Origin of the sequence: Bradyrhizobium sp. RT6a, assembly GCF_040547675.1 — a bacterium.
GTDB lineage: Bacteria > Pseudomonadota > Alphaproteobacteria > Rhizobiales > Xanthobacteraceae > Bradyrhizobium.
Map to the genome: position 1 here is coordinate 488,591 of NZ_JBEPQC010000004.1, position 17,938 is coordinate 506,528.

Annotated in this window: 16 protein-coding genes and 1 pseudogene; 10 read left to right on the top strand and 7 right to left on the bottom strand. The window is 64.0% G+C overall.

All coding sequences use genetic code 11. The annotated features are described in order from the left end of the window. The first annotated feature begins 211 nt into the window (after positions 1-211). The 8 genes from ABIC03_RS24165 (at position 212) to ABIC03_RS24200 (ending at position 7,976) form a co-directional block, all read left to right on the top strand. On the top strand, positions 212-1,048 hold the full coding sequence (locus ABIC03_RS24165) for an outer membrane protein (RefSeq protein ID WP_354061632.1): 837 nt from the start codon (positions 212-214) through the stop codon (positions 1,046-1,048). Between the two features lie 167 nt (positions 1,049-1,215). Next, on the top strand, positions 1,216-2,043 hold the full coding sequence (locus ABIC03_RS24170; RefSeq protein WP_354061634.1) for an outer membrane protein: 828 nt from the start codon (positions 1,216-1,218) through the stop codon (positions 2,041-2,043). Between the two features lie 70 nt (positions 2,044-2,113). Continuing rightward, positions 2,114-2,704, top strand: coding sequence for a glutathione S-transferase family protein (locus tag ABIC03_RS24175; RefSeq protein WP_354061636.1), 591 nt, complete (start codon positions 2,114-2,116; stop codon positions 2,702-2,704). Positions 2,705-2,729: 25 nt separating this feature from the next. Further along, positions 2,730-3,194 (top strand): GNAT family N-acetyltransferase, encoded by a 465-nt coding sequence (locus ABIC03_RS24180; protein ID WP_354061638.1) that lies wholly within the window; start codon positions 2,730-2,732, stop codon positions 3,192-3,194. A gap of 156 nt (positions 3,195-3,350) precedes the next feature. Then, positions 3,351-3,557, top strand: a complete 207-nt coding sequence (locus tag ABIC03_RS24185; protein WP_007614735.1) for a hypothetical protein — start codon at positions 3,351-3,353, stop codon at positions 3,555-3,557. Positions 3,558-3,636: 79 nt separating this feature from the next. After that, positions 3,637-4,809, top strand: a complete 1,173-nt coding sequence (locus ABIC03_RS24190) for a phosphoserine transaminase (RefSeq protein ID WP_027520323.1) — start codon at positions 3,637-3,639, stop codon at positions 4,807-4,809. 134 nt (positions 4,810-4,943) lie between these two features. Further along, positions 4,944-6,533 carry a phosphoglycerate dehydrogenase gene (gene serA, locus ABIC03_RS24195; protein ID WP_204512347.1) on the top strand — a complete coding sequence of 530 codons (1,590 nt, stop codon included), beginning with the start codon at positions 4,944-4,946 and terminating at the stop codon, positions 6,531-6,533. A gap of 270 nt (positions 6,534-6,803) precedes the next feature. Continuing rightward, a complete protein-coding gene (locus ABIC03_RS24200; protein ID WP_275172497.1) occupies positions 6,804-7,976 on the top strand; it encodes a thiolase family protein in 1,173 nt (390 codons plus the stop codon). 85 nt (positions 7,977-8,061) lie between these two features. On the opposite strand, the gene ABIC03_RS24205 is transcribed toward ABIC03_RS24200, so the two are convergent. From ABIC03_RS24205 to ABIC03_RS24220, 4 genes are all read right to left on the bottom strand, one after another. After that, positions 8,062-8,967, bottom strand: a complete 906-nt coding sequence (locus ABIC03_RS24205) for a hypothetical protein (RefSeq protein ID WP_354061642.1) — start codon at positions 8,965-8,967, stop codon at positions 8,062-8,064. 120 nt (positions 8,968-9,087) lie between these two features. Further along, the gene (locus tag ABIC03_RS24210) at positions 9,088-9,240 is read right to left on the bottom strand and encodes a hypothetical protein (protein ID WP_354061644.1); all 153 of its coding nucleotides are present in this window, start codon (positions 9,238-9,240) and stop codon (positions 9,088-9,090) included. A gap of 265 nt (positions 9,241-9,505) precedes the next feature. After that, positions 9,506-9,766, bottom strand: a complete 261-nt coding sequence (locus ABIC03_RS24215) for a hypothetical protein (protein ID WP_354061646.1) — start codon at positions 9,764-9,766, stop codon at positions 9,506-9,508. A gap of 42 nt (positions 9,767-9,808) precedes the next feature. Continuing rightward, positions 9,809-9,997 carry a hypothetical protein gene (locus ABIC03_RS24220; RefSeq protein WP_354061648.1) on the bottom strand — a complete coding sequence of 63 codons (189 nt, stop codon included), beginning with the start codon at positions 9,995-9,997 and terminating at the stop codon, positions 9,809-9,811. Positions 9,998-10,148: 151 nt separating this feature from the next. Here ABIC03_RS24220 and ABIC03_RS24225 point away from each other — a divergent pair, with 151 nt between their 5' ends. Then, positions 10,149-12,152: a BTAD domain-containing putative transcriptional regulator gene (locus ABIC03_RS24225; protein WP_354061650.1), complete on the top strand. Its 2,004-nt coding sequence runs from the start codon at positions 10,149-10,151 to the stop codon at positions 12,150-12,152. Positions 12,153-12,155: 3 nt separating this feature from the next. Here ABIC03_RS24225 and ABIC03_RS24230 read toward each other — a convergent pair whose 3' ends face one another. Continuing rightward, positions 12,156-12,623, bottom strand: coding sequence for an MAPEG family protein (locus ABIC03_RS24230; protein ID WP_354061652.1), 468 nt, complete (start codon positions 12,621-12,623; stop codon positions 12,156-12,158). Between the two features lie 117 nt (positions 12,624-12,740). Between ABIC03_RS24230 and ABIC03_RS24235 the strand changes: the two are divergent. Beyond that, a pseudogene (locus ABIC03_RS24235) lies at positions 12,741-12,887 on the top strand (acetyl-CoA C-acyltransferase); the annotation flags it as partial. Between the two features lie 56 nt (positions 12,888-12,943). Here ABIC03_RS24235 and ABIC03_RS24240 read toward each other — a convergent pair. Both ABIC03_RS24240 and ABIC03_RS24245 read right to left on the bottom strand, forming a co-directional pair. Then, entirely contained in the window at positions 12,944-14,053 is a 1,110-nt protein-coding gene (locus ABIC03_RS24240; RefSeq protein WP_354061654.1) for an AI-2E family transporter, read from the bottom strand. A gap of 267 nt (positions 14,054-14,320) precedes the next feature. After that, on the bottom strand, positions 14,321-17,737 hold the full coding sequence (locus ABIC03_RS24245) for a PAS domain-containing sensor histidine kinase (protein WP_354061656.1): 3,417 nt from the start codon (positions 17,735-17,737) through the stop codon (positions 14,321-14,323). Between the last annotated feature and the right edge of the window lie 201 nt (positions 17,738-17,938).

Genomic DNA, 17,938 nt, shown 5'->3' on the forward strand with positions numbered 1-17,938 from the left:
GCTTCATACATCGTTAGGAAATGCGGCGAAGAGGTCGCATTTGGCGCTGCATTTTTGCAACGCTCGCGTCGCACGCGCGTGTGAGTTGAGAAAAAATCAACCTTAAAAATTAGGGTTAAGTGGCGCTTAAACATTTGCTGGCATCGTCCCGACCGTGAGTTTCCAGAACGTGAGGCGCCGTATTGCCTCACCGGCCAAAAGGACGAAGCCAATGCGTAGCGTTAAGTCTCTCCTTGCCGCGGGTGCGGCAACCCTGATCTCCTCGATGGCGTTCGCCGCCGACATGCCGATCGCGGCGCCCCCTCCGATGTACGCGCCCCCGGCGCCGCCCGCCGAATTCGGTGGCTGGTATCTGCGCGGCGACGTCGGCATGACCAATCAGAGCGCCAAACGCATCGACAGCGCGACCGCGCAGGCGTTCCCGACCCAGACCGTCGGTCTCGGCTTCGATTCGTCGCCGCTGTTCGGCCTCGGCGTCGGTTATAAGTTCAACAACTGGTTCCGCACCGATTTGATCGGCCAGTATCGCGGCAAGGCCAATCTGCATGGCTCGGACAACGTCACGCTCGGAGCCGCCGATTTCGAAGCCAACAACTACTCCGGCAGCAAGTCCGAGTGGGTCGTCATGGCCAACGCCTACGTCGATCTCGGCACCTGGTGGTGCATCACCCCGTTCATCGGCGCCGGTGTCGGCGGCTCGTACAACAAGCTGAGCGGCTTCCGTGACGACGGCACCCGCATCAATGCTGGCGGTCTCTCCAACAGCGTGACCTACTTCGCCGACAACGGTAAGTGGAATCTTGCCTGGGCGGCTCATGCCGGTCTTGCCTACAAGGTCAGCCCTGGCCTAACCGTCGAACTCGCCTATAGCTACATGGATCTCGGCGACGCGAACCCCGGCAACTTCCGCGCCTATGACAATAGCATCTCTGGCGCGTCGACGATCAAGGTCAAGGACATCACTTCGCATGACGTGAAGCTCGGCGTGCGTTGGGACCTCAGCAGCCCGCCGGCCTACATGCCGCCGCCGCTCGTCACCAAGGGCTGATCGTCCGCCTGATCGGTTAGGACTTCTTAACGGCGCGGGATCATCCCGCGCCGTTTTGCTTTGCGTATTTTTCATGGCGAGCGGCGACGAAGGGCTCCGGCGCAACCATTGGTTAAGGTTAACGGGCCATGATCACGAGCGAAAGTTCGAGTTCGATGGAGCGTTCGATGCGTAGGCTATTGTTGGCGGCGGCGATGTTGGGGACGGTCTCTGTGGCGCACGCGGCCGATCTCTCCGACCTGCCGATCCTGCGCGGCAGCTTCACCGACGGATTGAGCAAGTCCAACGTCAACTGGCAGGGAAGCTATATCGGCGCCCAGGGCGGCTATGGCTCGTCGGACGAGAACTTCAGAGGCTCGACCAGCAATATGATGGCGGCGTTGCTGGCCGATACCTTGGTCGAAAATGAGATGGGCGTATCGCAGTGGAACCTCGGACTTGGCAAGGCTTCACAACGCACCAGCGGCTACGGCGCTTTCGTCGGCTACAATGCCCAGTGGGACGATGTCGTACTCGGCCTCGAGATCAGCTACTTGCACGGCAAGTTCGGTGGATCGGCGTCGGCCTCGGAGCGGCGCGTGAGCGCCCTCGCTCTGTCCGACAACAATTTTCACGACGTGACGGCGACCTCCACGTCATCGATCAACATCAGCGACATGGCGACATTCCGCGGCCGCGCAGCTTACGCCTGGGGATGCTTTCTGCCCTACATGTTTGCGGGTCTCGCACTCGGAAATGCCGACATCATCCGCACGGTCAGTGCGCAGGACCGCATTAGCGCGACCCAGCTCGGCACCTATACTCCACTCGCGCTGCTGAGCTCGACGGAGGCCCAGCATAACCATTTGATCTACGGCTACAGCGCCGGTCTTGGTGTCGACGTCAATCTGGTCGGTGGCCTGTTCTTCCGCGGTGAGTACGAATATATCCGCTTCAGCTCGGCGGTCGACACCAGCATCAACACCGTCCGCGCCGGTCTCGGCTACAAGTTCTGACGCGCCCGCGCGGGCCGATTGACAGGCCGCCTCCGTCCTGATGCTCTGTCGCTGAACGCGGGGGGCAGCGATGCGGATCTACGGCGATAGCAATTCCGGCAATTGTTTGAAGGTGAAGTGGGTCTGCGACAAGCTCGGCGTGCCCTACCGGTGGATCGAGATCGACACCCGCAAGGGCGAGAGCCGCACGGCGCAATTCCTCGAGATGAACGGTGCCGGCCAGGTGCCCACCGTCGCTTTCGACGACGGTCGCACGCTGGCGCAATCGAATGCCATCATCCGCTATCTCGCGCGCGACAGCGCGCTCATACCGGGCGATGCCTTCACTGCCGCCAAGATGGACGAATGGCTGTTCTGGGAACAATACAGCCACGAGCCCTACATCGCGGTGTGCCGCTTCCAGCTCGTCTATCTCGGCAAGGACGCCTCCGAGCTCGATCCTGAAAAGGTCAAGCGCGGCTATGCGGCGCTCGACCGCATGGAGCAGCATCTCTCCGGCAACCGTTTCCTCGCCGGCGATGCGGTTTCGCTCGCCGATGTCTCACTGCTCGCCTATACCCGCGTTGCGCATGAAGGCGGCTTCGATCTCGGTCGTTATGCCGCCATCCGCCGCTGGATCGCCGAAGCCGAGACCTTTCTCGGGCTTCCCAAGGTGCGCTAAGGCGCGCTGAGGCAGGAGTAACTTAATGAACGCCGAATCCGTCTCCATTCGTCCCGCGCGCCGCGAAGACGTTGCTGCGATCGTGACGATGCTCGCCGACGATCATCTCGGGCGCGCACGCGAGCGCGTGGAAGACCCGCTGCCTGCGTCCTATTACGAGGCATTCGCTCGGGTCGAGCGCGATCAAAATCTCCAGCTTGTGGTTGCCGAGAGCGAGGGCAGGGTGGTCGGCTGCCTGCAACTCGCGATCCTGCCGGGTCTCAGCTCGCAAGGCGGCCTCCGCGGTCTGCTCGAAGACGTCCGCGTTGCTTCCGATTGCCGCAGCCGCGGCATCGGCGAGCAATTGGTGCAATGGGCGGTGACGGAAGCGAAAGCGCGCGGCTGCAATCTGGTCGAACTGCTGACGCATCAGACGCGAACAGATGCGCAGCGCTTCTACAAGCGGCTTGGGTTCACGGCGAGTCACGTCGGCATGACTGTCCGCTTTTGACGCAGCACGCTATGAGCCTTGCGCGATCAGCGAAATCGGATCGCGCGTACGTTCATATTAAGAGCTGATAAACCACCGCTACGGCGTTCACGTTGGTGAAGGAACGAACGGTGCTACGGGACGTCGAAACCGGGCTCGATCGGTTCGGGGATTTCGATGACAAGCTATTCGATGATCAAGGTCGGCAACGACTACGTCGTGCAGGCCAATGACAAATGCATTTTGAAAGTCGGCAGCCGTCGCCGCGCCGCGCAATTGATCAGCGAAGCCACGGACTTGTTGAACGCACTCGCCGCCGTTGAATCCCCTAAAATCGCACCGGAAGCGCCATCACTCGCGCGTGAGGCCCCGGAACTTCCTTGACTGGTCTTCCCGATTCCCGTATCAGCCGCGGCGGGACACCTCCCCCCAACGGGAGGCTTACTATCTGGAAGGGTAGAAGATGACTGTAGCGAAGCCCGCTTCGCGGCCGAACGTGCCGCATTTCTCCTCCGGCCCTTGCGCCAAGCGCCCCGGATGGAATGCCCAAAATCTCAAGGACGCAGCGCTCGGCCGTTCGCATCGCGCGAAGGTCGGCAAGACCAAGCTCAAGCTCGCGATCGATTTGACGCGCGAGGTGCTCGAAGTGCCCGCCGATTATCGCATCGGTATCGTGCCGGCCTCCGATACCGGCGCGGTCGAGATGGCACTGTGGTCGATGCTGGGTGCGCGGCCCGTCACCACGCTCGCCTGGGAATCCTTTGGCGAGGGCTGGGTCAGCGACATCGTCAAGGAATTGAAGCTCAAGGACGTCACCAAGCTCAACGCGGCTTACGGTGAGATCCCCGACCTCTCCAAGGTCGATCCGAAGTCCGACGTCGTCTTCACCTGGAACGGCACCACCTCGGGCGTGCGCGTGCCTAACGCCGATTGGATCAGCGCGACCCGCGAAGGTCTGACCATCTGCGACGCCACCTCGGCCGCGTTCGCGCAACCCCTCGACTGGGCCAAGCTCGACGTCGTCACCTTCTCCTGGCAGAAGGCGCTCGGCGGCGAAGCCGCGCACGGCATGCTGATCCTGTCGCCCCGCGCGGTGGAGCGGCTCGAAACCTACAAGCCGGCCTGGCCGCTGCCGAAGATTTTCCGCATGACCAAGGGCGGCAAGATCAACGAAGGCATTTTCGTCGGCGAGACCATCAACACGCCGTCGATGCTCTGCGTCGAGGATTATCTCGACGCGCTGAACTGGGCCAAGTCGATCGGCGGCCTGAAGGCGCTGATCGCGCGCGCCGACGCCAACACCAAGGTGCTCGCCGACTGGAAGGCGAAGACGCCCTGGATCGACTTCCTCGCCAAGGACGCCGCGATCCGCTCCAACACTTCGGTGTGCCTGAAGTTCACCGATCCCGCGATCACCTCACTCTCCGAGGACGCGCAGGCCGACTTCTCCAAGAAGCTGGTGGCGCTGGTCGAGAAGGAAGGCGCGGGCTACGACTTCGCCTACTACCGCGATGCGCCCGCCGGCCTGCGCATCTGGTGCGGCGCCACCGTCGAAGCCAGTGATGTCGCGCTGCTGACCCAGTGGATCGACTGGGCCTTCGCCGAGACCAAGGCCACGCTCGCCAAGGCGGCGTAAGCAAGCTTCGCTCGTCGCGTTATCTCATCTCGTCATGGCCGGGCTTGACCCGGCCATCCATCGAAGAGAATGGATCCGCGGGGCAAGCCCGCGGATGACGGTCTCAGATTTATCGACCATCAGGGATCATTCCCATGACCAAACCCAAAGTTCTCATTTCCGACGCGCTCTCTCCCGCTGCCGTGCAGATCTTCAAGGACCGCGGCGTCGAGGTCGACTTCCAGCCCAACCTCGGCAAGGACAAGGACAAGCTCGCCGAGATCATCGGCAATTACGACGGCCTCGCGATCCGCTCGGCGACCAAGGCGACCGCGAAGATCCTCGAGAAGGCGACCAATCTCAAGGTGATCGGCCGCGCCGGCATCGGCGTCGACAACGTCGAGATTCCCGCCGCCACGGCCAAGGGCATCATCGTGATGAACACGCCCTTCGGCAATTCGATCACGACTGCCGAGCACGCCATCACCCTGATGCTGGCGCTGGCGCGCGAGATTCCGCAGGCGGACGCTTCGACCCAGGCCGGCAAGTGGGAGAAGAATCGCTTCATGGGCGTCGAGATCACCGGCAAGGTGCTCGGCGTCGTCGGCTGCGGCAACATCGGCTCGATCGTCGCCGACCGTGCGCTCGGCCTGCGCATGAAGGTGATCGCGTTCGATCCGTTCCTGTCGCCGGAACGCGCCAGGGACATCGGCGTCGAGAAGGTCGAGCTCGACGACCTGCTCAAGCGCGCCGACTTCATCACGCTGCATACGCCGCTCACCGAGAAGACCAAAAATATCATCGACGCATCCGCGATCGCCAAGATGAAGAAGGGCGTGCGCCTGATCAACTGCGCCCGCGGCGGCCTCGTCGACGAGCAGGCCGTGGTCGACGCTTTGAATTCCAAGCACATCGCCGGCGCCGCCTTCGACGTCTTCGTCGAAGAGCCCGCCACTGCGAACGTGCTGTTCGGTCATCCCAACGTGATCTGCACGCCGCATCTCGGCGCGTCCACCACCGAGGCGCAGGAGAACGTCGCGCTTCAGGTCGCCGAGCAGATGTCGGATTATCTGCTCACCGGCGCGATCTCGAATGCCGTCAACTTCCCCTCGATCACGGCGGAAGAAGCGCCGAAGCTGAAGCCGTTCATCGCGCTTGCCGAAAAGCTCGGCTCGTTCGCGGGACAGCTGACCGAGAGCGGCATCCTCAAAGTCGAGATCACCTATGAGGGCCATGTCGCCGAGATGAAGATCAAGGCGATCACTTCCGCCGTGCTGTCCGGCCTGCTGCGGCCGATGCTGGGCGAGGTCAACGTCGTCTCCGCGCCCGTCGTCGCCAAGGAGCGCGGCATGGTGGTCGACGAGATCGTCCGCGCCGCCCAGAGCGACTATGAAAGCCTGATCACCGTCACCGTCACCACCGAGCGGCAGGAGCGGTCGGTCTCGGGCACGGTCTATGCCGACGGCAAGCCGCGCCTCGTCGACATCAAGGGCATCCGCGTCGACGCCGAATTCGGCAAGTCGATGATCTACGTCACCAACGAGGACAAGCCGGGCTTCATCGGCAAGTTCGCGAGCCTGCTCGGCGATGCCAAGATCAACATCGCGACCTTCCATCTCGGCCGCGTCGCCCCGGGCTCCGATGCCATCGCGCTGATCGAGGTCGACGGCGCGGTGCCGGCCGATCTGCTCGCCAAGGTGCAGGCCCTGCCGCAGGTCAAGCAGGTCAAGGCGCTGACGTTCTAGTCGAGCTTTCTCCGTCGTTGTGGCCGGGCTTGACCCGGCCATCCACGCCTTGCCCGGTCGGAGAAAGAACGTGGATGCCCGGGACAAGCCCGGGCATGACGAGTGGATAGAGCGATGCTCACATTGATATTCCGACCCGCGGAACAACGCCGCCCTCTCGCGAGGGCGGCGTTTTTATTTCTCCCGCGACCGCTGCACTTTGTGTACCAATGGCGCCGAGAAGACCTCGACCGACGCACCGGTCAAAATCGTTCGAAAAGGGAGAAAACAATGCGTGAAGCCGTCATCGTATCCTATGCACGCACGGGCCTCGCGAAATCCGGCCGCGGCGGGTTCAACATCACCCCGCCCATGTCGCTCGCGGCCCACGCCATCCATCACGCGGTGGACCGCGCCGGCGTCGAGAAGGACTATGTCGAGGATTGCTATCTCGGCAATTGCGCCCATGGCGCGCCGAACATCGGCCGCCAGGCCGCGCTGCTGGCAGGAATGCCGAAATCGACCGGCGGCGTCTCAGTGAACCGGTTCTGCTCGTCCGGTCTCCAGACCATCGCGATGGCCGCCAACTCGATCCGCTCGGACGGTTCCGACTGCATCGTCGCAGGCGGCGTCGAGAGCATCTCGATGCCGGGCGGCGGGACGCCGAAGGAATCGATCGATCCCGAGCTGCTCAAGACGGCGCCGGCAATCTTCATGGCGATGATCGATACCGCCGACATCGTCGCCGAGCGCTACAATCTAAGCCGTGAATATCAGGACGAGTATTCGCTGGAGTCGCAGCGCCGCATGGCCGCCGCGCAGCAGGCGGGCAAGTTCAAGGACGAGATCGTCCCGATGAAGACCAAGATGAAAGTGGTCGACAAGGCGACCAAGGCCGAGTCGATCGTCGACTACGTCGTCGACCGCGACGAGTGCAACCGGCCCGAGACCACGCTGGAAGGTCTCGCCAAGCTCGAGCCCGTCAGGGGTCCCGGCAAGTTCGTCACGGCCGGCAACGCCAGCCAGCTGTCGGACGGTGCTGCGGCCGTGGTGCTGATGGAAGCCAAGGACGCGGAGAAGCGCGGCCTCAATCCCATGGGCCGCTTCGTCGCCTGGGCGGCCGCGGGTTGCGAACCGGACGAGATGGGCATCGGCCCGATCTTTGCCGTGCCGAAGCTGTTGAAGCGCCATGGCCTGAAGATCGACGACATCGATCTCTGGGAGCTCAACGAAGCCTTCGCCAGCCAGTGTCTCTATTCGCGCGACAAGCTCGGCATCGATCCCGACAAGTACAACGTCAACGGCGGCTCGATCGCGATCGGCCATCCCTTCGGCATGACCGGCGCGCGTCTCACCGGCCACATCCTCCAGGAAGGCAAGCGCCGCAAGGCCAAATGGGGCGTCGTGACGATGTGCATCGGCGGCGGCCAGGGCGGCGCGGGACTGTTCGAGATTTATAGCTGAGACAGACTGCAGGACTGCGAAGGGCACGGCGCCGCAAGCGCCGTGCCCTTTGTTTGAGTACCAGGTCAGGCGTGCACTCTTTGGATCACCGGTTTTGTGGGATGAAGCGGCTGAAGGAAGGTAGTCTAAGACAAAGCTTGATGATGAGGGGAAGCGCGAGGACCGGGATGACGCACGCAGCGACATAACCTTCCGCCAGCGACGGCAGACCGAAGCTCGCCGCTGCCCACACGAGCGTGACGTTGCGGTTTCCGCTCACGAGACCGATGGTACCGGCGGTTTGCCACCCCAGTCTCGCGAACGTCATGGCAGCGAGGACGCACAGACCGAAATTGAACACGATCGCCGCGGCGAGCATCACGTCGAAACGCAGGGCGTTGCTGGTCCATTGCGCCCGTATGCCTTGCGAGGTGGCAAGCCCCACGATCATGAGCCCGACAACGGCGATCCCGGTGGCGGCGCTTTGATCGGGCAGAACGGGAATCACATGACGACGAAACCTCATGGCTAAGAAGGCCACCAGGCCTGCAGCGCCGATAATGCTGAAGAGCCGGATCGCCAGCCTGCCCATGTCGAATGCAATTCCAAGTCCGAGCACCGTGGCAAAACTCGGAATCGAGATCGGTGTGAGCAAGGTCAGTGCGATGGAAACGAGCAGTGCGAGACGTGGTCGCAAACCGAGCATTCCGGCGATCGCAGCGGCGCTTCCGACCGGCGGCGCCAGCAGTGAAAGCAGAACGCCGGCCCGCAGCGCAGGATCAAGCGGAGCAAAGGACAGCAGAATCGCAGCAGCGAATGGCAGCACCAGGCCAACCCAGGCAAGCACCACGCCCATCAGGAGCGGACGAATGCTGGCTTCAGAGGGGGCAAGACCCGCCGTAAGAAACGAGCCCAGCGTCAGAAGAAATGCCGAAAAGGGCAAAAGATCGTAGCCGAGATGAGCGAGGGGAGTGATCACCAGCCCTGCGCAAAGCGAGATCACCAGGAGCATGGGTCCTTGTCCGCCAAGCGTGGACAATATCCGGCCAACGTACATATCAGCTCCTCAGGACTTGCGCATCGACGACGATGCGTCTTCAGATTTCAGTCATGTCGGCCACCATTGCGAACGTCAGAAGAATCCGGCGCTCAAATCCAGGCCGTAGGTTCGTGAGAGCACGAACACAAAGACGCACGCTGCGCACAACAAGAAGGCGTGCTTCGCCAATTCGGCACCGATGACCGAGAGGACCGTGCGGGAAATCGTGCGTATGATTGCTGGCATGTTGCCTCCTGGGTTTTCAAATCCCATGAACCGGCTGCATGTGGCGGCCGTCAGTCGGTGTGCGAAGCGAGGATCAGGGGCGGATCACCTCGCTCGGTCGACGCGCGCTGAATGAGGATCGCGCCGATCACGTGAACGAGGCCGAATCCCAGCAGAACGAGGATCATCAGGCGCGTCTCGCCGCCTGTTCGCTTTCTGTCGTGCGATGCTGGAGATCTGGCCCGAATTGGAGACGCAGCACGGTTGTGATTGTTCACGATTGTCCTCATATGCTTCGCTGTCGCTCGTCCCGATCGCCTACCGGTGTCGGCGGGTTCGAAATGTAGTGGGTGACGAAATCATTGGAGGCGAGGTTGGCTTGGCGCTCTCGGGGCGCCTTGCTTATTGCCGCGAAGGCAATCACCAGCGCCATGAGCGAGCCATAGAAGGCGACCACTCCAAGTCTCCACATCGCAACCAATCGCTGTTCTTGGTCGGACGCGAGAAACCTCTGCGATTGTCTTCCCTGCTGTGCGATGTCGGTCAATGCGACCTCCTGTTTGATGGCTGTTGTGATGCCGGCGTGCGATCAGTCGCCTCCGAAAAGGAGCGGTGCGACGGGCGGCGCCGACTGCGAAGCGGCCCTGAGTGCCGGGTGTGCAAAGGTCGTCAACGCTGCGTCGAATCCGGCGAGCACCACGAATAAGCCAACGACGATCATGATGAGGTGATGCGCGCGCACGCTGACTTCCGGATGAAATTGCTCCGCGTCGATCAACCAACCGGCATCTCGTCGCGATGCGATCTGAACCCACTGTCGTCGTCGCCGGCGTCACTCGGCCGTCACTGCAGCGTTAATATTGTTCGCTAAGGCGGCAATTCGTGTAGGATGTATATCCGTGAGCGCATCTGCTTATTTTTGAGGCGGAATGACCGAAACTGCACCCGCGCCCAGCCCAAGTTTTACTCTCGCACTTCTTGGACGTTTTGAACTGATCGGGCCGGACGGCGCCGTCAGCTTGCCGAACAAGAAACTCGCGGGATTGCTGGCCTATCTGGCCTGCACGGCACCTCAGCCTCAGCACCGCGAAAAACTCTCGACCTTGCTGTGGGGATCGCACTTCGAAGCGCAGGCGAAGCAAAACCTGCGACAGGCGCTGTTCAAGCTACGTCAAGTTCTTGGTCAGAGTGCTCTCAGGAGTGACGGGGAATTCATTTCGTTGAATGCCGTTGTGATCACCTGCGATGTGCCGCAATTCGAGCGGCTTGTCAGAAAGGGCAGCCGTGACGCGCTGACCGCGGCGGCAGATCTCTATCGCGGGCGCCTCGTCGATGACATCGCGGTCAACGCTGAGGGCTGGAGCGAGTGGCTGGCCGGCGAACGCGAGCGGTTATCGGAGCTGGCTGTCGGCGCGATGGTAGCGCTCGGCGACCAGGAACTGTCCGACGGACGTGCCGGCGATGCCCTGCTCGCCGGCCAGCGCGCCAATGCACTCAACAGCATGCGCGAGGATGCGCACCGCCTGATCATGCGCGCGTTGTCCGCGGCCGGCCGCAACGCCGAGGCGCTCAAATATTATCAGGCCGTCGTTGCCTTGCTGAAGCAAGAGCTCGGCACCGTGCCCGATGCGGCGACCACCGCCCTGGCTGCGGAATTGCGCAAGGTCCAGGAGCAGAAGATCATTCTGCCGGCAGCGGAGCCGACGGCAGACCTTTCGCACCAGGCGGAGCACGTGTTCGGCAACGACAGGCCCTCCGTGGCGGTGCTTCCGTTCCGCAACATGGGTGGTGAAACCGAACAGGACTACTTCGCCGATGGCGTCACTGCAGACATCATCACCGCTCTATCGCGCTTTCGCGAGCTCGTGGTGATCGCGGCCGGATCGAGCTTTGCCCTTCGGGACAAGGGAATGACCAGCCGGCAGATTGCGCAGCAACTCGGTGCGCAATACGTCCTGAGCGGTCATATTCGCAAGGCGGGCAACCGCATTCGCGTCTCGGCCGAGCTCACTCATACCGGAAGCGAGGCCCAGGTCTGGTCCAATCGCTACGACCGCCCCCTGGTCGACATCTTCGACCTGCAGGACGACGTCAGCAGCAGTGTTGCCGCAGTCGTCGATCCCGCCGTTCGTAGCGCCGAGATCGAACGCGCACGCCGCAAGCCGCCAACTGATCTTTCGGCCTATGATCTGTATTTGCGCGGCCTTCACCATTTATGGGGCGGCACCCGCGAAGGTATCGTCAAGGCCATCGATCTGCTTCGGCGGTCTCTGAGCCTCGATCAGGAGCGAACGGCGACGCTGGCGGCGCTGGCTTGGGGACTCGTGATGGCTCCGCCGCTCGGCGCCAACATGTCTGCGGATGCCGCGTCCGAGGCGGTCGGTCTGGCGCGCCGCGCCGTCGAGCAGGATAGTGGGGACGCTTTCGCCCACGCTGTCTATGGCTTCACGCTGTTTGGGCCCGCCGGCGACAACGATCAGGGGCGCATTCACGCCAGCGAAGCCGCAAGACTCAATCCGAGTTCGGCCTTCGCATGGGGTGTACTCGGAATGATCGACAGCATGGGAGGCGATTATGCCAACGCACTCGCATGCCTGCATCGGTCTCTCGTCCTCAGCCCCGAGGACAGCATGCTCCATATGTGGATGACGGGATTGACCGCGTCCTACTTTGCCCTCGGGCAGTACGAGGAGGGCGTTGCCTGGGCGCGCAAGTCGGTTCGGCACAATCCGAGCAACGGCACCGGGCATCGCATGCTCGCGGCAAACCTGGTCGGGGTCGGCCGGCTGGAGGAAGCCCGCGAGGTCACCCGGGTTCGCGATGCGGCACAAAAAACGACGATCCGCGATCTGCGCGCCATGCGCTTTTTCAAGCAGCACGAGGCGCTTGAACGCTACCTTTCGGCCCAGCAGATAGCCGGCGTGGCCGACTGAGCCTCAAGCGCCGAGTGCAACGAGCAGCGTGCGCATGGTCATGAAGACCAGGATGACCGAGCCGACGGTCCACAGCATTGCGCGAATGTCGTGAATTTGCCCGGTGAGATAGGCGAGAAAATGCAGCAGGCGTGAGGCAACGTAGCCGTAGAGCAGGCATTGCGCGAGAAGCAGCGACGGCTTTGTGAGAACATAAAGAAAGCCCGCGACCAGGAAATACGGCAGGCTCTCGAGATCGTTCATCTGGATCCGGCGGATCCGCTCCACATCTTCGTTGGGAAGAAGCTGCGCCGGATCGGGCGCGGGATTCAGTCGTGTCTTCTGGATGTCCTCCGGCGAACGGTAGCCGCCCTGGGCCCTCACCATCCGGACGACGGTGAGCCACGACATCGCCACGGCCTTGAGGATGATCAAGCTGGCGGCAACGACATAGGTGGCGAAGAGGGGATCGTGAAGATTGATTCCGTCCAATTTGGTACCCCGCTCCGGCAGGGCCATACTACATGTCCGAGCGGGTTGCGCCACCACGCAAAGGCAGCCGCCAGTCCAGTCCCAGCCTGATCTCGCCTTACGCCTTCGCCAGCGCCGATCGGCCATCCCTTCGGCATGACCGGCGCGCGTCTCACCGGCCACATCCTCCAGGAAGGCAAGCGCCGCAAGACCAAGTGGGGCGTCGTGACAATGTGCATCGGCGGCGGCCAGGGCGGCGCCGGACTGTTCGAAATCTACAGCTGAGCTCGGGTGCTATGAATGCGGAAGGCACGGCGTCGCAAGCGCCGTGCCTTTTGCTTTCAGCCGTTCTTCTCGTGCGCGACAGGTCGGAACACCCACTCGCGCCAGACCACCAGCAAGGCTGACATGATCACCGGGCCCAAGAACAAGCCCAGAAGGCCGAAGGCAGCCAAGCCTCCGAAGATCCCGACGAATGCGAACAGAAACGGCAGCCGCGCGGAGTCGCCGACCAGGGTCGGCCATACGAAATGATCGCCGGCCAGCATGACGATCGCACCCCAGAAGAAGACGCCCGCGGCTGCGAAGCCGCTGCCTCCGCCTGAGACCAGGACTACCGCCGCAGCGGTGAAAGCCAGCCAGGCGCCGAAGGGAAGCATGGCGAAGGCCGTGGTCAAAATGGTGAATACGATGGCATTCGGCACGCCCGCGACGAAATAGGCCACGCCGATCAATAATCCCTCGCCCGCGGCGACCAGCACCGTACCGTTCACGGTGCCGCGGATCGCGCCGACCATCTGCTCGGCGAGACCCTCTCCCGCCTCACCGAAAAGCCGATCGCAGGTTTCCAGCACGCGGTCCGAGATCGACCGGCCGTTGCGCAGCAAGACGAACAAGGCCACCAGCGAGAAGAACAGAAGAAACAGGCGGTGAAGCAGCTGGCCGCCGAAGGTTCGAAACAATTCCGATGCGTTGTCTGCATTGACGCTTTTCAGCCATGCGGTCGCGGCCTTGGGATCGGAAAGATTGCTGCGCCACCACTGCTCCATGCTCTCTGCGGCGATCGGAAGGCGGGCGAGCCAATCAGGCACTTCGATCCCGCTCTCTCCGGCCTGCTTCATCCAGCCCACGAGCAGATCGCCTTGCTGCGCGATCTGATAGACGGCAAGTGACATCGGCGTAAACAGGATGAGGGCGACGACGAGCGTGAAGACCAGCGGGGCCAGGCTGGAGCGGCCGGAGCTTACGCGCGCTGCAAACTTGGTGTAGAGCGGCCACAGGCTGGTTGCGAGAATCGCGGCCCAGATCAACGCGGGGAGAAATCCCGCCGCCGTCCACAACGCAAGTGCGACGAGCGCGAGGGCAAGCACGACCCTTGCGTTCATGCGCGCGCCCGCGCCGGTGGGCAGCGGCTTTCGCTCAGTGGCGGTCGGGCCTCCCTCGCTTCGCACCGCCTCGCTCCGCCTGGGCGAACGCTGCTTCGATGCCACGGATTTCGCTCGGTCGGCCATTTGAAATCACTGGGGTGCGGGATCTGCAGTGTCGAACTGATCAGCAGGCGAAACGCTTGGTCCAGGCTTCAAGCCGCAACAAGGGGCTTCGGTTCCGTTCGGGAATAAGTTGCAAGACGTGGCAGCCTTCGTCGGGCGCGGCTCGGCCGAAGCCGGCCGCAGCGCCGCCGCGGGGGTGCAGCATCGGCTGGAAATCGAGGTCGCCGCTTACGCCTTCGCCAGCGCCGGTGCGAACACCACCTCGATCAGCGAGCCGGAGTTCGCCGCGCTCTTGATGTTGAAGCGGGCGCGGTTGGCTTCGACCAGGGCCTTGGTCAGCGACAGGCTCAGCGCCGAATTGTCCTCGGCGTCGCCGGGCGGTGGCGTCCGGAACGGCTCCATCGCGGCGGCGACTTCGCGCTCGGTGAGGCCATGGCCGGTGTCGCGGATGCGAAGTGCGACCTCGCCGCGGTCGGTCAGCGCAGTCGAGACGATGACCTGGCCGCCGGCGCTGGCGAGCCGGATCGAGTTCGAGATCAAATTCATGGTGATCTGCCGCATCGCGCGCGCATCCGCGCTCACCTGCGGCAGCGCGTGGCCGAGCGAGGTGCGGATGATGATGCGCTCGCGGTTGGCCTGCGGCTGCATCACGACCACGCAGGCCTCGACCAGATCGTTGAGGTTGAGGTTGGCGAAGTTGAGGTCGAGCTTGCCGGTCTCGATCCGCGACAGCTCGAGCAGGTCGTCGATGATGGCGATGACGCGCTCGCCGGAGGCGCGGATGTCCTTCATGTACTCGCCATAGCGCTCGTTGCCGAGCGTGCCGAAGCGCTCCGAGATCATCACCTCCGAGAAGCCGATGATGGCGTTGAGCGGCGTGCGGATTTCGTGGCTGATCCGCGCCAGCATGTCGGCCTTGGCATTCGCCGCGCCGTCGACCAGACGTCGCGCCTGCGTCAGCTCGCTCTCGCCCTGCTTGCTCTGCGAGAGGTCGCGGAACACGGCGAAGAAGTTCGGGCCGTCGGGCCTGGTGCGGCCCATGATCATGGCGAGCGGAATGACGCCACCCTTCTTCTCGCGTCCCAGCACCTCGCGGCCGTGGTCGAGCAGGCTCGCGATGTCCTGGCTCTTGAGGTTTTCCAGATAGTCGATCACGACATGCTGGCTCTCCGGCGCGAACAGCGTCACCAGATTCTGCTGCATCAGCGTCTCGCCGTCATAGCCGAACAGCGCCTCGGCGCTGCGGTTGCAGGCGTGGATGTTGCCTTCGGCATCGAACATGACGATGCCCTCGGCCGTGGTGTCGAGGATCGCGGCGAGATCTTCCGCGTCGGCCTCGCCGACCTCGGGCTCGGGCGCGAAGATCTCGGGGACAATGGTCTCGGCGACGACGGTCTCCGCGATCACGGGCGCAGCCGCAACGGGCGCGGCCTGCGGCAGCGCGCAGATCAGCGCATGCGCGCTCTCGCCGTCCCAGTCGATGGCGTGCAGATGCGCCTCGGTGGTCGGCAGCGGCGCTTCGCCATTGGCGAGCGTCGCGCTGATCGTGACAGGCGTGCCTGCTTGCGACGTGCTGCTGGCCGCCGACACGCCCGGCTCGACATAGAGCGCATCCAGCCCGCCGGCATTCTCCAGGGCGCTCAGGCTGGCATAGCCCATGCGCGCGAGAAACGCGGAATTGGCATAGAGCAGGCGGTCGAGCCGGTAGATCAGGATGCCGGTCGGCAGCAGGTCGAGCAGCGCGCGGTCGCGCGTGCTGTGGCCGTGCGCGGGCGGCGCGGGCGCGGTCAGCCATTCGGCCGGCGTGTGCGGCGTCTCAGGGTCAGACTTGGGCTCGGGCTCCGGCGTCGGCGCTTCAGGCGTGATCTCGGCATCCGGCGGCTCGGACGATGCCGCGATGGTTTCCTTGTCGCGTTCGAGGCGCTCGGACAATTGCCGCGCGAGCTCGTTGAACGCGCTGTTCTCGACCGGCGTCAGCGTCGGCGGTCGCGTGTCGCCGGGCGCTCGGAACGGCAGGACATTGGGAGGCGTTTCCACTGGCGTTTCCGGATCGGTTGGATGTGAATTCGCGTCGGGTGTGGGTTCGGGCAGTTCAGCTTCAGGCTCAGGCTCAGGCTCAGGTGCGGGCGGCTCGATCGGCGGAGGCGGCGGCGCCTCTGGCTCGGGTTCGGGCTCCGGCCCGACCACATCGGTAGACAGGCTTTGCGGCGCCGGCGGCTCGGCCAGCAGCTCAAAGCGCCTGAGCGCGTCGAGCCGGTTGAGGCCGTCGAGATCGCGGCAGACGCCAAAACCCCTGAAGCCCGCGAAATTGCGGTCGCCGTCAAAAACCGGAAGCCCGGCAAGCTCGACCGGCAGATGCTCGCCGCCGTCGGCCGGCCAGTTCACGGTGATCCCGGCCCAGGTGTCCTTGCTGGCAAGCGCCTGCGCCACGCGGCTTTCAGGATCGAGCGAGAATGCGTCGGCGATCTCGTGCCAGGGGCGGTCGAAGCCGGCCGCCGTGCGCGGGCCGATCAGGCGGATGAATTCGTCGGAGAGAAGCACAAAGCGGCCCTCTGCATCCGCCTTCCAGAGGAAGCGCAGCGGATGCTGACGCGGTGCGGGCGGCTCTTCGTGGCCCGACGGCGGCTCGACCATGCCGGTTACGGTCGGCGCGGCCTGCGGCGACACCATGGCTTCCGGCGAGTTTTCAACCGGAGTTTCTGGCGCGGCGTCGGCTGCTTCCTCGACGGCTTGCTGAATCGAGACGATCTCTGTCGCCGGCTCGCTTGCGGGCGGTTCGTGCGCGATCGTCCTGGTGGCTTCCGGCGCGTCCTCGGCAAAGGCGTCGAACAGCGCGATTTCGGATGGCGCCTCGTTCGACGGCGCTGCTTGCACATGCTCCGGCACGGCGGGTGGGGCAGGGGACGGCGCAGGCTCGGACGAAGCGATGTCTTCGCGCGCGATCTCTTCAGCGGGCTTGGCTTCGACCTCCTCACTCGCAGCCGCCGCCTGCTGCACCGCAGGCTCGATCAGCGCGACCAAGCCGATGTCGGCCCCGCTGCCGACCCGCTGCAGCACCATCTGGCCGATGCCGATCGGCGTCTCGGCGCGGCCCTGGCGAAGCGCGTCGCTGCGCGCCTGTTCGAGGCCGGCTTCGCCGAGATCGCGGAAGCCGAGCAGGGTGCGGGCCGTTTCGCTGGCGCCGACGAACAGGCCGTCGGGCGCGAACGCCGCCATCGGCGTCTTGGCGCCGTCGACGAGACGAAGCAGCCGCTCGACCAGCGGCATCGAGCGCAGCATCGGATCCATCGCCGTGACGAGCACCGCGCGGCCGCCATCGGCGAAGTCGAGCCGGGCACAGGCGCAGGTCATCAGCGTGCCCAGCCGGGCGCCGAAGCCGCGCAGCCGTTCGAGCCGGATGGCGCCGTTCGGAGGCAGCCGGCCGGCAAGCCGGATGATCTGGCGGCGGTGGCTGTCGGTGGGCCCGAAAATCCTGTCCGCCAGCGCCGTGGCATTGGCCGCGCCGAACAGCCTTGCCCCGACCGGATTGGCCCAGAGCACGCGCGTGCCGTCGATCGACCAGAGCCAGGCGGGCAGCGGCGAGGTCGCGTGCACGGCCAGCCGGGGATCGCCCACGCCTCGCAACTGGAAATCCGAACTCGTCATCCGACCGGCTTCGCGTCTCGCTTGTCAGCAAGGCTGCCTGGAATGACAGCCTTAAGAAAGGGTTAGTATCGCCCGCAGCCGCGGGCAGGTCCACGTCCCAAGCCTATGCGCCAAGGCCTAAAGCCGCGATAACCTTAATGTCCCCAGGCCCGCAAGGCGCAGCCGCGCTGCATCCGCAGGATTCGCGCGTGGCAAATGGTC

What these genes read in the sequence shown, in the direction of transcription:
- ABIC03_RS24165 (WP_354061632.1), top strand. Translation starts at nt 212, where the DNA reads ATGCGTAGCGTTAAGTCTCTCCTTGCCGCGGGTGCGGCAACCCTGATC.
- ABIC03_RS24170 (WP_354061634.1), top strand. Translation starts at nt 1,216, where the DNA reads ATGCGTAGGCTATTGTTGGCGGCGGCGATGTTGGGGACGGTCTCTGTG.
- ABIC03_RS24175 (WP_354061636.1), top strand. Translation starts at nt 2,114, where the DNA reads ATGCGGATCTACGGCGATAGCAATTCCGGCAATTGTTTGAAGGTGAAG.
- ABIC03_RS24180 (WP_354061638.1), top strand. Translation starts at nt 2,730, where the DNA reads ATGAACGCCGAATCCGTCTCCATTCGTCCCGCGCGCCGCGAAGACGTT.
- ABIC03_RS24185 (WP_007614735.1), top strand. Translation starts at nt 3,351, where the DNA reads ATGACAAGCTATTCGATGATCAAGGTCGGCAACGACTACGTCGTGCAG.
- ABIC03_RS24190 (WP_027520323.1), top strand. Translation starts at nt 3,637, where the DNA reads ATGACTGTAGCGAAGCCCGCTTCGCGGCCGAACGTGCCGCATTTCTCC.
- serA (WP_204512347.1), top strand. Translation starts at nt 4,944, where the DNA reads ATGACCAAACCCAAAGTTCTCATTTCCGACGCGCTCTCTCCCGCTGCC.
- ABIC03_RS24200 (WP_275172497.1), top strand. Translation starts at nt 6,804, where the DNA reads ATGCGTGAAGCCGTCATCGTATCCTATGCACGCACGGGCCTCGCGAAA.
- ABIC03_RS24205 (WP_354061642.1), bottom strand. Translation starts at nt 8,967, where the DNA reads ATGCTCCTGGTGATCTCGCTTTGCGCAGGGCTGGTGATCACTCCCCTC.
- ABIC03_RS24210 (WP_354061644.1), bottom strand. Translation starts at nt 9,240, where the DNA reads ATGCCAGCAATCATACGCACGATTTCCCGCACGGTCCTCTCGGTCATC.
- ABIC03_RS24225 (WP_354061650.1), top strand. Translation starts at nt 10,149, where the DNA reads ATGACCGAAACTGCACCCGCGCCCAGCCCAAGTTTTACTCTCGCACTT.
- ABIC03_RS24245 (WP_354061656.1), bottom strand. Translation starts at nt 17,737, where the DNA reads ATGACGAGTTCGGATTTCCAGTTGCGAGGCGTGGGCGATCCCCGGCTG.